Below are 18687 nucleotides of genomic sequence, written 5' to 3'. Positions count from 1 at the left end.
AGATAAAATCAGATAATACCTGTTCAGACATTAATCTGAAACGGGTATTTCTCAACACAAATATACTATAGCCGAGGTCATGCGTGAGTCTTCATCATAATATTCAAACACCAAATGAAGAGGCGCCTGCCACACCAACGCTTAAGGAAGCTTTTTGGTATTGGCTAAAACTTGGTTTTATTAGCTTTGGTGGACCTGCAGGGCAAATTTCTATCATGCATCACGATTTGGTGGAGAAAAAGCGGTGGATTTCTGAAAAGCGCTTTCTACACGCGTTAAACTATTGCATGGTCTTGCCAGGTCCTGAAGCGCAACAATTGGCCACTTATATCGGTTGGCTCATGCATCGAACTTGGGGTGGCTTAATTGCAGGCTGTTTATTTGTATTGCCATCATTCTTTATTCTCATGGCTCTTACTTTCATCTACTTGCGCTTCGGTAATCAGCCCTTGGTTGCTGGCGTATTGTATGGCATTAAACCTGCTGTGGTGGCGATTGTACTATTCGCAGCTTATAGAATTGGTAGTCGTGCTTTAAAAAATAAATGGCTGTGGCTGATTTCTCTAGCCGCTTTTGTGGCGATTACTTTACTCAGGCTGCCTTTCCCATTAATTGTCCTGTTTGCCGCTTTAATTGGCTATATAGGGAGTAAATATTCACCCGCTACATTTAGTGCGGGTGGTGGCCATCAAGCTTCTGACAAAAGCTTTGGTAAAGCTGTGATTGATGATAATACTCCTGCGCCTAAACATGCAAAATTTAACTTGCGACATTTAGTAAAGGTTTTCGTGGTGGGCATAACAATATGGATACTCGCCATGGCTGTGTTAATGGCGGTCTATGGTTGGCAAGCGACGCTTACACAAATGGGCTGGTTCTTTACCAAAGCTGCGCTACTAACCTTTGGCGGAGCATATGCGGTTTTGCCTTATGTGTATCAAGGCGCTGTGGACCATTATCATTGGTTAAGTGCTACTCAAATGATAGATGGTTTAGCCTTGGGGGAAACCACACCAGGTCCACTCATTATGGTGGTGGCATTTGTAGGTTTTATGGGAGGTTGGACGCAACATGTATTCGGTATTGATAACTTATTGCTATCGGGCGTGGTAGCGGCTAGCGTTGTGACTTTTTTTACGTTTCTGCCCTCATTTTTGTTTATATTCTTAGGTGCACCATTCATTGAAAGTACGCAAAATAATCTAAAATTTACTGCACCCCTTACCGCCATTACAGCGGCCGTGGTAGGGGTGATTTTGAGTCTGGCGTTATTCTTTGCTATGCATGTTTTTATGCCGAATCAATTAACTATTCCGCAATCGACAATGCATATTGATTGGTTAGCAGTAGTTTTAGCCATCGTTGGTTTTATGGCTTTATATAAACTTAAAATCAGTATTATTAAACTGATACTGGCATATGCATTGATTGGTTTGGCATTAAGTTATCTGATTTAAGAACGAAATTAGCGTTGCCTAGTCTGAAATGCAGTTGTTAAATTAAAAACATAATGTTGATATAAAATAAATAGGCAATTTCACATGAAAAAAACTTTACTTTCAGTTCTACTATTTGGAACATCACATATGGCTAACGCTGCTTGCTTAGATCTTTATAATCATCAGTTTACAACTTTGCAAGGTGAGAAAATCAATCTATGTGATTATCAAGATAAGCCTATTTTAGTGGTGAACACGGCGAGTAAATGTGGCTTCACGCCGCAGTTTGAAGCGCTTGAGGGTTTGTATAGCCAATATAAAAGCAAAGGCTTGTTGGTGATAGGATTTCCATCCAATGATTTTAAGCAAGAGCCAGGTAATGATAAGCAAATCGGCGACTTCTGCAAATTAACTTATGCGGTTAAGTTTCCGATGATGACTAAAAGCTCGGTCACTGGTACGAAAGCCAATCCATTTTATAAGCAGTTAATTGCTAAAACAGGCCAAGAACCGCAATGGAATTTTTATAAATATGTGATTCAACCAGGTGGAAAAAATGTTTACGCGTATAGCAGTGAGGTGACGCCCCAGTCTTCGGAAATTTTAGCTAAGATAAAACCAAGTTTGAAATAATGATTGTCTAAATGACCAACAAAAAAGGTGCATATAGCACCTTTTTTGTTGGTCATTTAATATTTTTTAAACGTGCTTACGTGTTTTTTCCATAATGATTGCAGAGAGTTCTTCCACTGAGCGACTGGTTGAATCAGCCCATGTAATGCCAGCATTCCGCATTAAAGTTTCTGCTGTGGCAATCTCTTTACGACAATTATCTAGTGAGGCATAGAAACTACCAGATCTGCGTTCATTGCGTACCGCATGCAAGCGTTCAGGCTTAATGGTGAGGCCGAATATTTTATCCATATGTTTATTCAGCACAGCTGGTAAAGTACCACGTTCAAAGTCTTCTGGAATCAGCGGGTAGTTAGCAGCTTTAATGCCAAACTGCATCGCCAGATAAACGCTAGTTGGAGTTTTTCCACAACGAGAAACACCAATGAGAATAACTTGTGCTTCTTCTAAACCAGAATTAGTCATGCCATCATCATGATTCAGCGTGAAATTAATGGCTTCCATACGGTCATTGTATTTCGTACCCATCACGCTATGGGCAATACCCGCGCCTGTGAGAGGTTGCTGATCTAACTCTAAGCCTAGTGGATCAATAAATGTATTAAATAAGTCAATGAAGTATGCGTTAGATTGCTTAAGTGTGTTACGTAACTCCATGTTACCTAAAGACATAATCACTACTGGGCGACCACCATCTTCTTCAGCCGCCTTGAGTATGTCCTCTTGCGCTTGTTTGATTTTATCTAGAGTATCAGTGAAAGGCAGGCGCACTGGCGTGAAGTGGGTGCCGGGAAAATGTTCCAACAACTTCCCTAAGGCGCCCGCTGTAATGCCAGTACCATCTGAAACGAAAAATACAGTGCGTTTTAGCATTACAGCAACCTTTATTATTTTAGCCTGTTATTTCTTTGCTAGTCTTTGCCAAGTGCTGACCACTGTATCAGGATTCAATGACATTGATTGTATGCCTTCAGCCACTAACCATTCTGCAAAGTCAGGATGGTCTGATGGGCCTTGACCACAAATACCTACGTACTTGTCTAAGCGATTGCATGTATGAATTGCCATTCTAATCAACTCTTTTACCGCCTCGTTACGCTCATCAAAGCCGTCAGCGAGAATACCTGAGTCACGATCCATACCTAATGTAAGTTGTGTAAGGTCGTTAGAGCCAATCGAGAAGCCATCAAAGTATTCAAGGAATTGCTCGGCTAATATGGCATTTGATGGGATTTCGCACATCATAATCAAGCGCAAACCATTTTGACCACGTTCAAGGCCATTAGCCGCCATGATTTCAGTCACAGCTTTGGCTTCTGCTAACGTACGCACAAATGGAATCATCAACTCTACGTTGGTTAAGCCCATTTCATCGCGTACTTTTTTCATGGCTGTACATTCCATAGCGAAGCATTCTTGAAAGTCTTCTGCCATGTAACGCGCTGCGCCACGGAAACCAATCATTGGGTTTTCTTCATCTGGCTCGTAAATCTCGCCGCCCACTAGCTTTTTGTACTCGTTTGATTTGAAATCTGACGTACGCACAATCACTGGTTTTGGATAGAATGCCGCAGCAATGGTTGCTACGCCTTCAGCAACTTTATCAATGTAAAATTGTTTAGGTGAAGCATAACCGCGAGCGCGATTTCTGATGGTTTTTTGTATATGTTGTGGCATTGCATCAACGTTAAGGATAGCTTTCGGATGTATACCAACCATGTTGTTAATCACGAACTCTAAACGCGCTAAACCTACACCGTCATTAGGTGTTTTTGCAAAACCAAACGCCATGTCTGGGTTGCCAACGTTCATCATGATTTTGCAAGGTGCTGGTGGAAGCGTCGCGGTTGCTTGTGTGCTAACATCAAAATCAATCGCACCGTGATAGACAAAGCCAGACTCACCTTCAGCACAAGAAACCGTAACAATTTCGCCTTCACGTAATACATCTGTTGCGTTAACAGAACCAACAATTGCAGGAATACCTAGCTCGCGAGCGATAATCGCTGCATGACAGGTGCGACCGCCACGGTTAGTGACTAACGCGCTAGCGCGTTTCATCACAGGTTCCCAGTTAGGGTCAGTCATGTCGGCCACTAGAACATCGCCAGGTTGCACTAAGTGCATATCTGCTGGATCTAACACAATACGCACAGGGCCAACACCCACTTTTTGCGTAACAGCGCGACCAACCACTAATGGTTTTTCGCTGTGTTTGTTTAATTTGAAAGTTTCAGTCACATTATTGAGTGACTCTTGTGATTTCACAGTCTCTGGGCGCGCTTGCAAGATATAAAGCTTGTTATCAACGCCATTTTTACCCCATTCGATATCCATTGGGCAGCCATAGTGGGCTTCAATCGTCATGGCGTAACGAGCTAATTCAAGTACATCTTCATTGGATAATGAATAGCGATCGCTATCAATAGGATCTACGTCAATGGTGTTAGTACTTTTCCCTGCGCGAGTTGCGTCAGAGAATACCATTTTAATAAGTTTAGAACCCATAGTACGGCGAACAATTGAAGGTTTGCCTAATGCCAGGGTTGGTTTGTGTACGTAGAACTCATCAGGGTTTACCGCACCTTGTACCACTGTTTCGCCTAAACCATATGATGAAGTAATAAACACAACATCCTTAAAACCAGATTCTGTATCAATCGTGAACATCACGCCTGCACAGCCAATATCACTACGCACCATTTGTTGCACACCAGCGGATAAGGCTACGTCTGCATGAATAAAGCCTTTATGAACGCGGTATGAAATCGCGCGGTCATTGTATAAAGAAGCAAACACTTCTTTAATTGCGTGCAAGATATTATCTAAACCTTGGATGTTTAAGAAAGACTCTTGCTGACCTGCAAATGAAGCGTCTGGTAAATCTTCTGCTGTGGCAGATGAGCGTACCGCGAAAGTTGCGCCATTGCCAGATTTTGCAGTAAGCAACTCATAGTTTTCAGCAATTGCCTTATCCAGTGCTGCTGGGAAGGGTGCTGCCATAATCCAGTCACGTACTTGTTTGCCGCAGATGGCGAGTGCTTGTGTATCATCCACATTTAAAGCATCAAGTGCTGCGTTGATTTTAACGTCTAAACCATTTTGTGCTAAAAACTCACGATATGCGTCTGCTGTAGTTGCAAAACCAGTTGGCACTCGCACGCCTTTGGCTGATAGTTGCGAAATCATCTCGCCTAATGAAGCGTTTTTACCGCCAACTGAAGGTACGTCTATATTTCTGAGATTTTCAAATGGAATAACGTGGACTGACATGATAGTTCCTTAGATGTTCGAACGGGAGGATTAGTTTGGTTTAATATTTAGGTGTCATTTTGCCTAAATAACGCAGCGCTGTCACCTGAAAATAAGCGCTTGCAGCTAAAAAGTTTCTTTGATACTAGCCTTTATACACCAAAATTCATGACTGTCAGCTAAAATGTACGCGCATTGATGATGCATGAAGTTTACACTAACACCTGAATGAACAAGAAAAATGAACTGATGAAAAAGTTATGTCACTAGTTAACTTTACCGAAATTACTGTTAAGAGCACTGCTCGATTACATATGGGTTTTTTTGACTTGCATGGCGGTTTGGGACGTAAATTTGGGAGCATAGGCTTAAGCTTAGCTACGCCTGGTATTGAGTTATCTGCGATGCGTTCTGAAAAGCTAAGCGTTAGCGGTTTTGCAAGTCTTCGTGCTGAAAAGATTGCGCGCCAATTGATTTCTAAGCTTAATCTTACTAGTGCAGTGAATCTTGATATTAAACAAACGATCCCCGAACATGCTGGCATGGGCTCTGGTACGCAGTTTGCATTAACGATAGGTACTGCAATTAGCCGATTATATGGTTTGAATTTAAATACGGCACAAATAGCTGAGTTAACCGGCCGTGGTGGTCGCTCAGGCATCGGTATTGCTGCGTTTGATTGCGGAGGGTTGTTAATTGATGGTGGCCGAGTTTCTCCTGTGCCTAGTTCACTTGCAAGTAAGATGCAGTTAAATTCAGTTAATATGACCGCTCTAAAGGCTCCGCCATTAATCGCGCGTTATGATTTTCCAGAAGATTGGCGAATATTGTTAATACTGGATAATCATCAGCCAGGTATTCATGGTGAAGAAGAGTTAGCAGCATTTAAAACATTGCCTATTTTCCCGGAAAACATAGCGGCACATTTATGTCGCAGCGTTTTGATGCAGGCAATGCCAGCAATGGTGGAGAAAGATTTGACCGCATTTGGCTATAGTATTAGAGAGCTACAAATGCATGTTGGAGATTATTTTGCACCGGCCCAAGGTGGGCGTTATGCTAGCAAGTATGTAGGTGCAGTTTTGCAGCATTTGGAAGCTTTGGGTGTGGCATGCTATGGGCAAAGTTCCTGGGGACCCACTGGATTCGCTGTATTTGAAAGTGAAGAATTGGCACAGAAATACATGTTACAACTTAAAATGAAATTTACTGAACCTAACTTAATATGGCAAATATGTAGTGCCAACAATAACGGCTCTAAAGTACTCACAGCTTAAAGAGTACTCACAGATTAAATAAACGCACCAAAATTTTTTAGAGAAACTGAGATCATGGAAAAAGATAGTATTTTACATTTAATCACTGCGGCAAAAAATGCCAGCCCGTTTGATGTGAACATGGCTATAGATGCCGGTTTTGACCAAGTGATTCCTTACACAAACGTTGCACTTAATGAGGTGGTTGGTTTAACGCAAGATGCGATTTTTTCACGAAGTCCTTCTGGCATTAAGCGTGAATCGATATTCATAGGTGGGCGCGATATTGATTTAGCCATGGATATGCTACGCGCAGCAGAAAAATCCATGTTTTCACCTTTCGAAATTTCCGTATTGGCCGATCCATCAGGCGCTTTTACTACCGCAGCAGCAATGGTCGCTAAGGTGGAATTGCAACTAAAAAAACATTTTCACACAGATTTAGCAGGTAAGAGAGTTGCCATATTTGGCGCAACTGGCCCTGTTGGTGGTTGTGTAGCGGTTATTACGGCGAATTTAGGTGCAGAGGCTATTCTGGTTGGGCACAAAACAGTGGAAGAAGTGCGTGAAAAAGCCGATGGTTACAATCAGCGTTATGGTACTCGAATCGGCTTTGCCGATGGTACTAATGAAAATGCAAAACAAGCCATCGTAAACACTGCCGATGTTGTGTTGTGTGCGGCTGCAGCTGGAATTCGCGTGGTCACCATTCAACAAATTGCAGAGTCTAAAACCTTAAAAGTGATTGCAGATGTGAATGCTGTAGCTCCGACAGGTGCAGAGGGCGTAGATGTGATGGCAGATGGCGTGATGATTGAAGGTACTTCAGTTGAAGGCACCCAAGTTGTTGGAATTGGCGCATTAGCGATTGGTAATTTGAAATACACAACCCAGCATAATCTGCTTAAACAAATGCTCGCAGCTGACAAGCCCTGCTATTTAGAATTTATGGCGGCATTTGAAATGGCGCGTAGTTTAAGTTAACTAGCTACATTAATAGTTAACTGCCTAAATTTTATAGCGTGAAAGAAAAGCTTATTATTGCGGCGATTTCGGCACGTGGGTATGCGCAAGCAGCACATGAGCATACTTACCGTGTGGTTACATTAGATGCTTTTGCTGACGCTGATACACAAGCGTTTGCAGAACAATGTTTTAAGATTAAGTTTGACGAAAAGGGTGTTGATGAAGCGGATTTTAAGCATCAGTTCTCGCAAATAGAGATAGACAGTAATTGTTACTTTATTTACGGCAGCCTGTTTGATACAAATTCTGCATTGTTAGAATGGGTTGCTGAACAGGTAAAGGTGATAGGTAACTCAGCTGAAACATTGCAGTTAGTAAGAGGCTTTGACTTCTTTAGATTATTAGATGATTTGAATATTGTGCATCCTGAGGTGCGTTTAAACGCGCCAGATGATGTTGAGAATTGGCTGGCGAAAAGTTTATTTAGTACTGGTGGAATGCATGTAAAGCCAGCTTCAATGTACAAAATAAATGATTATTTTCAGCGAAAAATTGAAGGCGTGGCTGTTTCGTTGTTGTTTGTTGCAGATGGAAAAGTTGCGAAAGCGATAGGTTTTAATCAACAGTTTAGTGCGCCTATAGCTGAGTTGCCTTATCGTTTTGCTGGTGCCGTTAGCAATGTTGATTTGCCTCGACAGGTGCAGCAGCAATTTATTGAGGTTGCTGAAAAATTAACGGCTGCATTGGGTTTAAAGGGTATTAATAGCCTGGATGCTGTGCTTGATGGCGATCAATTATGGATATTAGAATTGAACCCGCGTCTAAGTGCGACTTTTCATCTTTATCCAAATTTGCTACAAGTGCATATGCAAGCAAGTGCTGGCGATTTTGAAGAGCTAGCGAACGAGTTCCACCTAGCTAAAAAGAGTACATCTAAAGCAGAATTGATTGTATATGCGGAACAGGCGCTAAATATCCCAGTGGACTTTAGCTGGCCAAAATGGGTTGCAGATATACCGAATTTTGAAAACAAGAGCATTAACATTGCTAAGAATGAACCTATTTGTACTGTGTTTGCGGAAGCGCAAGATGCTTTAGTTGCACAGCAATTAGTATTACAAAAAACTAAAATATTAAAGAGGGAACTGCTTCATGACTCAAAGTGATACGACGAATCTAAGTGTTAATCCAATTAGCGTTAATCAACGTGCTAACCTTATTGTGACGCAATTGCTGGCGCAGGCCGATGTATTGAAACTAGGGGTATCTATTCATGACTCTGGCTGTACGATTGTCGATGCAGGGATTCAGCATGCTGGCTGTGCAGAAGCAGGGCGCTTGATTGCTGAAATTTGTATGGGCGGCTTAGGTGAAGTCAGCTTGCAAGCAGACAATCGTTTTGCTGGTTTCACTGAGGCGATTGCAGTGGCGTCAAATCAACCAGTATTAGCTTGTTTAGCAAGTCAATATGCAGGTTGGGCGTTGAGCCATGAAAAATTCTTCTCATTAGGTTCTGGCCCTGCAAGAGCGTTAGCGCAGCGTGAAGATTTATTTAAAGAGTTAGCCTATAAAGATGCTGCAGATAGTACTTGCATTGTGCTGGAAACTGACAAGATTCCGCCTCTGGAAGTCATAGACAAAATTGTTCGTGATACACAAGTTTCAGCTGAAAATCTTACTATTATTCTCACGCCAACCACCAGTATTGCTGGCGTTGTACAAATCGTGGGTCGTGTTTTAGAAGTAGCGCTTCACAAAGCACATACTATTCATTTTCCTTTAGAAAATATTATCAGTGGTTCAGCTGTAGCTGTATTGCCGCCAGTCTCTAAAGACTTTATGACTGCGATGGGGCGCACCAATGATGCGATTCTATTTGGTGGTGAAGTAAGTTTGCAGGTGCGTTGTGATGACGCTGCTGCTGCAGAGCTAGCTTTGAATTTACCAAGTAGCTCATCTAAAGATTATGGCAAAACTTTCGCGCAAGTTTTTAAGTTTTACAATATGGATTTTTATCAAATTGATGCCATGTTATTTAGCCCAGCTAAAGTGACTGTCGCGAATCTACAAACAGGCAAAGTTTTTGAGGGAGGTCAATTAAACGCAGAGTTAATTGCGCTATCATTCGGAGATTAATTTTTATGGTGTGAGTTTAGGCTGCTTCTGTAAATGTATTATTTGGGATGCAGTACTAGGCGCACGGAACGCAGAAGCCAAGATAGTATGTGTTTTACAGCGAGGTTGCGAGTACCGTGCAACGACGTAATCCTCCCAAAGAATGTATTTATAGAAGTGCCCTTATTTTGAAAATCCCAATCTTTACTGATGACCCAGGCTGGCATGGCGCGCGTTTAAAAGAAGCTTTTGCTAAACATAATGTAGAAGCTATTTACGTCTCTTTGCAAGACTGTGTCATCAATTTAAATGGCGCTCAGCCTAGCATCGAAATTCCCCATTTTGATACACTGCCTGCCGCGGTTTTTGTCCGTGGTGTATCAGGCGGTACCATGCAGCAAGTGATTACACGTTTAAATGTTTTACACATGTTGTCTATGCTCAACGTCAATATCTATAACGATGTAAAAGCAATAGAGCGCACCGTAGATAAAGCGATGACAAGCTTTTTATTACATAAAAATGGTGTTGCTACACCCGCAACTTGGGTGAGTGAATACAAAGCGCAAGTTGAAAGCTTTCGTCAAACGGCCAAACAAAATAATCAAACGTTGGTATTAAAACCTTTGTTTGGTTCACAAGGCTTGGGAGTTCGTCAGCTATTGGACAGCGAAACCTTGCCTGTACCCATGCAGCAATTTGTGGATGGCGTCTATTATCTCCAGCAGTTTATTGAAACAGGCGATGCACCTCATGATTACCGTGTATTTGTCATTCATGGCAAAGTAGTTGCCGCCATGAAGCGCGTAGGCAGTACTTGGGTTAACAACGTTGCGGCAGGCGGTCGCTGTGAAGGGGTTGAGCTAGACGATAGTCACGAGATGACTGCGCTAGCCATACAAGCCGCTTTAGCGCTTGATATTGATTATTGTGGTGTTGACATTATTCAGTCAATCTCGGGTGAGTATTATGTATTGGAAGTTAATAGTGTGCCCGCATGGAAAGGATTGCAGAGTGTGTCTAAGGTTGATATTGCACAATTGTTAGTAGATGATTTTATGTGTAAGTTAAAGGCTCAATTATGCTGACTTCAGCAAAATTAGCGCAAGCTTATCGAAACGCCTGCTTGACTGAGCTAGAAGCATTAAAGCCAGGCAATGTGCATGTTTTTGCAGACGGTCATGGAATGACGATACATGATTTTATCAAGAGCGCTGATGCCTCAGCGACAATAATAGCTCAATCGAACTTAAGTTTGGGTGAAAGGATATTTCAATCAGTAGAAGCCACGCAAATGGCCGTAGGGATGAACACCAATTTAGGTATTATTTTATTGTGTGCGCCTTTGATTCATGCGGCTTTATATGTTAATCAGAACATCGAAGATGAAAATCTAAGTTTACAGCAGCGTCTAGGTTTCATTTTAAATCAACTAACAATAGAAGATGCTAACTTAACTGCGCAAGCGATAGTGCTGGCAAATCCCGCAGGTTTGGGCAAGTCGAACGCGAATGATGTTCATGAAGCCTCAAGTGTTAGCCTACTTGAGATGATGGCTTCTGCGCAGCATAAAGACCGCATTGCATGGCAATATGCCCATGCTTTCTCCGATATATTTGAGTTTGGTTTGCCTCATTACAATAAGGCGATGCAGAAGTGGAATAATCAAGCATGGGCCACTACAGCTTTGTATTTAGGTTACTTAGCAAGGCAATTAGATAGTCATGTTGTTCGTAAATACGGTGAAGCATTAGCTAACGTAGTGATGCAAGAAGCTATAGACATACAAACTCTTTATTGGGAAACTGAAAATCCCAAGTTGGTACAAAAGCATCTTTTGGCTTGGGATGCTTCTTTAAAGGCTCGCAGTATAAATCCTGGAACTAGCGCAGATTTAACAGTCGCTTGCATAATGACGAGTAATATCGAGTAAGATATAGGGCTCTCAAGCAATTAAACCAAAATTGTTATCGATAATGACTTAATTCAAACAGCGCTTATAACGACAGCGCTAAGATTTTAAGATATAATCTTGCACTAGATTTTATGCATGACTTCAGGACTTTCAAATATTTAATTAGCTTGCCTAATTAACTGGTTTGAAAAGCAAGAATACTTTCAAATAATTTTCAGGAGGCAATCAATGGCAAATTTATTAGACCAACTCAAAGCAATCACAACTATCGTGGCCGATACAGGCGATGTAGAAGCGATTAAAGCAGTTAAACCAGTGGATGCAACAACTAACCCATCTTTAGTTTTAAAAGCAAGCCAATTGCCACAATACGCACCTTTAATTGAAAACGCGATTGCTTATGCAAAAGCACAAGGCGGTACTAAAGCAGAACAAATTGACAGTGCAGCTGATAAATTGGCGGTGTTGATTGGTGCTGAGATTTCTAAAGAAGTACCAGGTCGTATCTCAACTGAAGTTGATGCACGTTTGTCTTTCAATTTAGATGCAATGGTGGCTAAAGGCCGTAAATTGATCAAACTTTACGAAGAGTCAGGCATCAGCAAAGACCGCGTGTTGATTAAATTAGCATCAACATGGGAAGGCATTAAAGCTGGTGAGATTCTTGAAAAAGAAGGTATCCAATGTAACCTAACGTTATTATTCGGTTTCGGCCAAGCGCGCGCATGTGCTGAAGCTGGCGTATTCTTGATTTCACCATTCGTTGGTCGTATCTTAGACTGGTACAAAGCTAAAAACCCAACAACAGAATACACACAAGAAACAGATCCAGGTGTGGTTTCAGTGCGCGCAATCTACGCATACTACAAAGAGCATGGCTACAAAACAGTGGTAATGGGTGCTTCATTCCGTAACACTGGTGAGTTGATTGCTTTGGCTGGTTGTGATCGTTTAACTGTTTCACCAAACTTATTGCAAGATTTGGCAGCAACAGAAGGTACTTTAGTACAAATGTTGAAAGACACTGGCGCGACTAAAGCAGCCCCAGCAAAAATGACTGAAGCTGAATTCCGTTTTGAATTAAACCAAGATGCAATGGCAATTGAGAAATTGTCAGAAGGTATTCGTGGCTTTGTAGCGGATCAAAACAAACTTGAGGCTGCTTTAAGCGCAAAATTGTAATTTAGTCAAATTCTAAATTTTGTAATTTGACTGTAATGTTGCAAGTTTAGAATTGACTTATATTTGCTAGACATTTACTATAAGTGTCCAGTTTTTAGTGTAGTAAAAAAATTATAGTTTTAAATGGCATTTCAGCCTTAAACAAGGGAGAAATGTAGTTTTTTTCTAAAATAGCAATAAATTAGTAAGATTTTAAAAAATTATTAAACGGAGAAACACCATGGCATTAACACAAATGGCTTTAGATTCATTAGATTTTGACGGTACAGTGGCATTAGCAACATTAGTTGCACCACACGTTGATATTCTTGAAATTGGTACACCTTGCATTAAACACAACGGTGTTAAATTGCTTGAAGTTTTACGCGCTAAATTCCCAAACAACAAAATCTTAGTTGACTTAAAAACAATGGATGCTGGTTTCTACGAAGCTGAGCCATTCTACAAAGCTGGCGCTGACATCTGTACAGTTCTAGGTTGTGCTGATATCGGTACAATCAAAGGCGTAATCGATGTTGCTAACAAATACGGCAAAAAAGCTCAAGTTGACTTGATCAACGTTGCTGATAAAGCTGCTAAAACTAAAGAAGTTGCTGCTGCTGGCGCGCACATCATTGGCGTTCACACTGGTTTAGATCAACAAGCTGCTGGTCAAACACCATTCACTGACTTAGCTTTGGTTGCTGCTTTGAACCTAGGCGTTGAAATCTCAGTTGCTGGTGGCGTTAAAGCTGCTACAACTGCACAAGTACGTGACGCTGGCGCAACTATCATTGTTGCTGGTGCTGCTATCTACGGTGCTGCTGATCCTGCTGCTTCTGCTGCTGAAATCACAGCTATTGCTCACGCTTAAGTTTAAGCTTGGTTTTAATTAACCAAACTCAATAAGTAATTATTGAAATGAGTAATTAAAAAATCCCGACTCTTTACCGAGTCGGGATTTTTTTTAATAAAGTAATTAACTAGGCAGTTTATTAAAACTGCCTAGCTTAATCACTAGATCTGGCTAAATTTCAGCCATTGAATAATTGAGGAAAAAATCATGAGTAGCAGTCAAAAATTAATTTTAGACAAATTAACTAGCATTCTGTCTGAAACAGACAACACTAAAGCAGCTGAGCTTTTAAAGTTAGTTGAAGGTGCTGGCCGCACATTTATCGGTGGTGCAGGTCGCTCACTATTAGTTTCACGTTTCTTTGCGATGCGTTTAGTACACGCAGGCTACAACGTTAGCATGATTGGTGAAGTGGTCACTCCAGCAATTAAAGCTGGCGATTTATTGCTATTAGTTTCAGGTTCAGGCGGTACTGAAACATTATTGCCATTCGTTAAGAAAGCAAAATCTGTTGGCGCTAAATTAGTCGTTGTTTCAATGAAGAAATCATCTGCAATGGCTGATGTTGCAGATCTAGTAATCCAAATTGGTAATGATAATAGCTTCCCACTAACCAAAGGTATGCCAATGGGCTCACAATTTGAGCTTTCAACTTTGGTATTCTTAGAAGCCACTATTGCTGATTTAATTGAAGCTAAAGGTTTAACTGAAGAAGGTATGCGCGCAATCCACGCAAACTTAGAGTAATTGTCATAGACTAATTATTCTTTGTAATTTACTTGGAATAATTATTTTTGTTTGTTAAGAGCCCGACTTGTCGGGCTTTTTGTTTAAACTCTATTAGTTGATGCTTTCAAGATGCTCTGTTGAAATTTGTTTCTGATGTAGCGCAGTGGCAAGTAGTGCGGCGCATACACCCATTTCTTTTAACAAATTTAAATCATCGGCATCTCTAATGCCACCTGCAGCAATTAGATTAAAGCCTTTTGCACGCGCAATTGTATTACGCATTAACTCAATATTTACGCCATTATTCGAGCCTACGTTACTTAACGACATCACAATGACATCCTGCGGCCAGTTTTGTGTATTGGTAAGAAGCTCAATTGGCCCTTGGTAACCAAGCGGCATAAAGTCTAACGATAAAATATAGTTTTTTTCTGGAGTGATTAGCGAAGTGAAATGGCTTATCTGGTTAAAATTTTCACTGCCGATGATTAAGCGAATATCTAGCTTTTGCCAAAAGATAAGTTCGGCTTGGTTACTAATGCCAGCATCAACCCACAACTCAAGCGCCGGGTAGCGTTCTTTAATTGAAGCGATCACGTTATAATTATTTTCACAGTTAGCATCTAACTTCTGAATAGCATTTAAGTCTGCAATATACAGCTGTTGAAACGGATAAATATCTAATAAAGCCGCTACAATATCTAATGGCTTCGAAGAGTGAGTGAGCTTTGATTGTATCGCTTGATATGTCGCTCGTTCACCTCTTTTTGCATGAACTACTACACCGTTTAATACATCGATTACTGGAATAACTTTCAATGGAACCGCCTAAAATAGAGCCGCTGTTAAAACTGTTTGTATGCGAGTTTATCACTGGTGGCGGTTTATGTGCAGAGGCCTTACCAGCCTCGCTGGTGAAAGAGGGTACATTGATGCGTGATGCTTTGCTGGCTGACTTAATTGAGCTTGAAGGTTATGAGATTGTAACTACACATGACGCTAGATTAACTTTTTCGCCCTTAGTCAAAAGCAGCTTGCCAATTGACAGCAATTTTGAAGACTACTTCAAGAATATACTCACTCAGGTTGATTTGGTTTGGCTGATTGCACCAGAGTCTAATGGTACTTTATTAAAATTAAGTGAGCTGTGTTATCAAGCCGATGTGGTTTTTTTAGGCTGTGAGTTTGATTCCACTTTGATTGGCACCAGTAAATCTCTAGCTTACGAGGCTTTACAAGAAGCTAAAATATTTACAATACCAACTGTAACTGGTGATGACTTTGTACAAGATGAGGCTTTCTTGGCGGTTCAATCTCTAGCAACATCTAGCCACAATCGATGGGTTGCCAAGCCTGAAGATGGCGCAGGCTGCGATGGCATTAAAATATTTGATAATCTACAAAAGTTAATGGCTTGGTTAAAACAAGATGATCGATATTTAAACTACATCGTTCAGCCATATCAGCAAGGTATTGCTGCGAGCTTATCAATGATATGTCGAGCAGGTAAGGGCTGGTTATTGAGCTGTAATGAACAACATATTCGTTTTGATGCCGATACGTTTAGCCTAAGTGGCGTTGCACTAAACGGCATGCAGGCTTATTGGCAGCGATTTGAAACACTCGCCCGAAAAGTTGCTAAAATGTTGCCAGACGCCGCTGGTTATATAGGGGTCGATGTGATTGTCGATGTTGAAAACGACAAAATTTATGTGGTTGAAATTAATCCACGACTCACTACTAGTTATGTCGGCTTGCGCAAAGCAATCGGGCATAATCCCGCCAAATTAATTTTAGAAAGTATTAAAGATACCAAGTTTACGATGCCTGTGCTGCAGAGAAACATGGTTGAAATTTCATTATGAAAAAATCACCTATCATAGGCTGGGATGTCGGTGGGGCGCATCTTAAAGCGGCTTTGCTTGATGCGGAAGGTAACTTATTGCAGGTGCTTCAAGTCTCTTGTGCATTGTGGCGAGGTTTAAATGAATTAGAAGCTGCCATCGATGATGTGTTAAGTCAATTTCCAATATCTAATGTAACACATGCAATTACCATGACAGGCGAGCTGGTCGATTTATTCGCTAATCGTCAAACTGGCGTTAATGAAATTAGTCGCGTAATGCACGCCAAACTTGTAGGTAGTAAGCAGTTTTATACAGGCGCACATGATTCAGATTTTTCAGGATTTGTTACGATTGATAAAGTAAATACCAATTGGCAACACATTGCCTCTGCTAATTGGTTAGCAAGTGCTGGTTTTGTCGCGAAGCAAGTAGAGCATGCCTTGTTGATTGATATTGGCAGTACAACCTCAGACTTTGTTCTGGTGACAGCGCATCAGCCAGTTTGCTTGGGCTTAACCGATGCGGCGCGTATGCAGACCGAGGAGTTGGTTTACACTGGCGTGATACGCACGCCGCTGATGGCGCTAACGCAAAAAATTCAGTTTGAGAACACCGTCACTTCTGTTGCTGCAGAATATTTTTCTACTACGGCTGATGTGTATCGTTTGACTCATGATTTAGTAGATGAAGACGATATGACTGACACTGCAGATGGTAAGGAAAAGACTGTCCAAGCAAGTGCACAGCGCATTGCACGTATGATAGGGCACGATGCTGTTGATAAGCCTTTAGATACATGGATAGCGTTAGCGCAAGCATTTAAACAGCAACAACTATCGCGCTTGCAAGAGGTCGCAACTAAACATAGTTTGCGCGTTAACAGTGCTGCTAAGTTAAGTATAGTAGGGGCTGGTGCTGGGAGTTTTTTGGCACGAGAAATTGCTAAGCATATGAACTTACCATATCTAAATGTCTCAGATTTTATTATTAACTCACAAACGCTTAACGAGCGTGAGTTAAACCATTGGGCAACAGTTTGTTTGCCTGCCTATGCTGTAGCTTATTTAGCATTCCATAATAATTAGAAGCGGACATGAATTTGCTTAAACACAATTTAAAATATCAAGTGAATACAGCGCAGTTATTTGCACGCTTAAGTCATCAACCATGGGCGATATTACTTGATAGCGGTCAGCCTCAAAGCCAATATGGGCGCTATGACATTATTGTTGCAGACCCATTCATCACTGTATCTACCACTGAAATTGGCACTCATACCAAGACGGAAATTAATCGGCAAGGTCAGGTAGAAGTGAGTACTGAAGATCCATTTGAGATTCTGAATAGATTGTTGGCACCCTACAAAGCCGCACAAGGCGCTTTGCCATTTTGCGGTGGTGCGGTTGGCTATTTCGCTTATGATTTAGCGCGGCAAGTTGAAACTTTGCCCAACTTGAGTTTACCCAATCCGACTATTCCGCACATGATGGTGGGTATTTACGATTGGGCAGTGGTGGTTGATCATCGTGAGAAAACAGCTTGCTTGGTTTCAAATGGTTTTCAGCAGTCTACACGTGATGGTTGGGCGGATTTGTGTGCCTTATTTGATGCGCCTGTTAATCAAGAACATAAAGACACTTTTGAATTAACAACTGCTGTCACCAGCAATATGGATTTTAACCAGTATGCCAAAGCGTTTACCGCGATTAAACGTTATATTACTGAAGGCGATTGTTATCAAGTGAATTTAGCGCAATGTTTTTCAGCTAAAGCGCATGGAAATGCTTGGATTGCTTACAATAAATTGAGAGAGATTAGCCCCGCACCATTTATGGCTTATATGAACTTTGGTCATTTGCAGGTACTTTCAGGCTCGCCAGAGCGATTTTTGCAAGTGGTGGCTAATCATGTAGAGACGCGGCCAATTAAAGGCACTCGGCCGCGTTCTGAAGATGCGAAACAAGACCAGCAATATGCGGATGATTTGCAAGCAAGTATTAAAGACCGTGCTGAAAATTTGATGATTGTTGATTTATTGCGCAACGATATTAGCAAAAATTGTGAGATCGGCTCTGTAAAAGCTGATAAATTGTTTGTACTACAAAGTTTTGCTAATGTGCATCATCTGGTGAGCATTGTCACAGGCATATTAAAACCAGGTAAATCTGTGATTGATTTACTCCGTGGTTGTTTTCCAGGCGGCTCCATTACTGGAGCGCCAAAATTAAGATCTATGCAAATTATTGAGGAATTAGAGCCCAACAGACGTGGTGTTTATTGTGGCGCTATTGGTTATATTGGTTTTGATGGCAATATGGATACCAATATTGCGATTCGAACCGCTGTCTATTCAACAGATGAGAATGGCGCTGGCGAAATCAATTTCTATGCTGGCGGCGGCATTGTGGCCGATTCTGTTTTGGAAAAAGAGTTCGATGAAACTTTGGATAAAGCTTCAAGTATGATGAAGACTATGCGGTTTTTTACACCTGCGGATTAGCTAGCCTTTGAGGAAATC

17 protein-coding genes are annotated in these 18687 nt (G+C 41.3%); 14 read left to right on the top strand and 3 right to left on the bottom strand.

Annotation, left to right across the window (positions count from 1 at the left end):
• Nucleotides 1-83: 83 nt before the first annotated feature.
• Nucleotides 84-1457, top strand: a complete 1374-nt coding sequence (gene chrA / locus PSV17_RS09250; RefSeq protein WP_300481839.1) for a chromate efflux transporter — start codon at nt 84-86, stop codon at nt 1455-1457.
• An 84-nt stretch (nt 1458-1541) separates the two neighbouring features.
• Nucleotides 1542-2072 carry a glutathione peroxidase gene (locus PSV17_RS09245; protein WP_300481838.1) on the top strand — a complete coding sequence of 177 codons (531 nt, stop codon included), beginning with the start codon at nt 1542-1544 and terminating at the stop codon, nt 2070-2072.
• Between the two features lie 66 nt (nt 2073-2138).
• Here PSV17_RS09245 and PSV17_RS09240 read toward each other — a convergent pair whose 3' ends face one another.
• Both PSV17_RS09240 and ppsA read right to left on the bottom strand, forming a co-directional pair.
• Nucleotides 2139-2945: a pyruvate, water dikinase regulatory protein gene (locus PSV17_RS09240; protein WP_300481837.1), complete on the bottom strand. Its 807-nt coding sequence runs from the start codon at nt 2943-2945 to the stop codon at nt 2139-2141.
• Nucleotides 2946-2972: 27 nt separating this feature from the next.
• Nucleotides 2973-5345, bottom strand: coding sequence for a phosphoenolpyruvate synthase (ppsA, locus tag PSV17_RS09235; protein WP_300481836.1), 2373 nt, complete (start codon nt 5343-5345; stop codon nt 2973-2975).
• 239 nt (nt 5346-5584) lie between these two features.
• Between ppsA and PSV17_RS09230 the strand changes: the two genes are divergently transcribed.
• The 9 genes from PSV17_RS09230 (at nt 5585) to hxlB (ending at nt 14340) form a co-directional block, all read left to right on the top strand.
• Nucleotides 5585-6601, top strand: coding sequence for a beta-ribofuranosylaminobenzene 5'-phosphate synthase family protein (locus PSV17_RS09230; protein ID WP_300481833.1), 1017 nt, complete (start codon nt 5585-5587; stop codon nt 6599-6601).
• Between the two features lie 54 nt (nt 6602-6655).
• Complete coding sequence (locus PSV17_RS09225; protein WP_300481830.1) at nt 6656-7564, top strand: methylenetetrahydromethanopterin dehydrogenase; 909 nt, start codon at nt 6656-6658, stop codon at nt 7562-7564.
• Between the two features lie 38 nt (nt 7565-7602).
• The gene (locus PSV17_RS09220) at nt 7603-8712 is read left to right on the top strand and encodes an ATP-grasp domain-containing protein (RefSeq protein ID WP_300481828.1); all 1110 of its coding nucleotides are present in this window, start codon (nt 7603-7605) and stop codon (nt 8710-8712) included.
• A complete protein-coding gene (gene mch / locus PSV17_RS09215) occupies nt 8699-9682 on the top strand; it encodes a methenyltetrahydromethanopterin cyclohydrolase (RefSeq protein ID WP_300481826.1) in 984 nt (327 codons plus the stop codon). The genes PSV17_RS09220 and mch overlap by 14 nt, the downstream gene beginning before the upstream one ends.
• A 167-nt stretch (nt 9683-9849) precedes the next feature.
• On the top strand, nt 9850-10749 hold the full coding sequence (locus PSV17_RS09210) for a RimK family alpha-L-glutamate ligase (protein WP_300481824.1): 900 nt from the start codon (nt 9850-9852) through the stop codon (nt 10747-10749).
• Entirely contained in the window at nt 10743-11594 is an 852-nt protein-coding gene (locus PSV17_RS09205) for a triphosphoribosyl-dephospho-CoA synthase (protein WP_300481822.1), read from the top strand. The genes PSV17_RS09210 and PSV17_RS09205 overlap by 7 nt, the downstream gene beginning before the upstream one ends.
• Nucleotides 11595-11804: 210 nt before the next feature.
• Nucleotides 11805-12758, top strand: a complete 954-nt coding sequence (gene tal / locus PSV17_RS09200) for a transaldolase (protein ID WP_300481820.1) — start codon at nt 11805-11807, stop codon at nt 12756-12758.
• Nucleotides 12759-12978: 220 nt separating this feature from the next.
• On the top strand, nt 12979-13611 hold the full coding sequence (gene hxlA / locus PSV17_RS09195) for a 3-hexulose-6-phosphate synthase (RefSeq protein ID WP_013148239.1): 633 nt from the start codon (nt 12979-12981) through the stop codon (nt 13609-13611).
• A gap of 189 nt (nt 13612-13800) precedes the next feature.
• Complete coding sequence (hxlB, locus tag PSV17_RS09190) at nt 13801-14340, top strand: 6-phospho-3-hexuloisomerase (RefSeq protein WP_300481817.1); 540 nt, start codon at nt 13801-13803, stop codon at nt 14338-14340.
• Between the two features lie 93 nt (nt 14341-14433).
• Here hxlB and PSV17_RS09185 read toward each other — a convergent pair whose 3' ends face one another.
• Nucleotides 14434-15141 (bottom strand): HisA/HisF-related TIM barrel protein, encoded by a 708-nt coding sequence (locus PSV17_RS09185; protein ID WP_300481816.1) that lies wholly within the window; start codon nt 15139-15141, stop codon nt 14434-14436.
• Here PSV17_RS09185 and PSV17_RS09180 point away from each other — a divergent pair.
• Genes PSV17_RS09180 through pabB form a run of 3 tightly spaced genes read left to right on the top strand, consistent with a single transcriptional unit; the run spans nt 15141 to nt 18669 of the window.
• Nucleotides 15141-16187 (top strand): ATP-grasp domain-containing protein, encoded by a 1047-nt coding sequence (locus tag PSV17_RS09180; RefSeq protein ID WP_300481814.1) that lies wholly within the window; start codon nt 15141-15143, stop codon nt 16185-16187. The genes PSV17_RS09185 and PSV17_RS09180 overlap by 1 nt on opposite strands.
• Nucleotides 16184-17254 carry a hydantoinase/oxoprolinase family protein gene (locus tag PSV17_RS09175; RefSeq protein ID WP_300481811.1) on the top strand — a complete coding sequence of 357 codons (1071 nt, stop codon included), beginning with the start codon at nt 16184-16186 and terminating at the stop codon, nt 17252-17254. The genes PSV17_RS09180 and PSV17_RS09175 overlap by 4 nt, the downstream gene beginning before the upstream one ends.
• 8 nt (nt 17255-17262) lie before the next feature.
• A complete protein-coding gene (gene pabB, locus PSV17_RS09170; RefSeq protein ID WP_300481809.1) occupies nt 17263-18669 on the top strand; it encodes an aminodeoxychorismate synthase component I in 1407 nt (468 codons plus the stop codon).
• The last annotated feature ends 18 nt before the right edge of the window (nt 18670-18687 follow it).

This window comes from Methylotenera sp., assembly GCF_029946165.1.
Taxonomy (GTDB): Bacteria; Pseudomonadota; Gammaproteobacteria; order Burkholderiales; family Methylophilaceae; genus Methylotenera.
The sequence above is the reverse complement of the archived record's forward strand: the minus strand, read 5'-3'. Positions and strand labels throughout refer to the sequence as shown.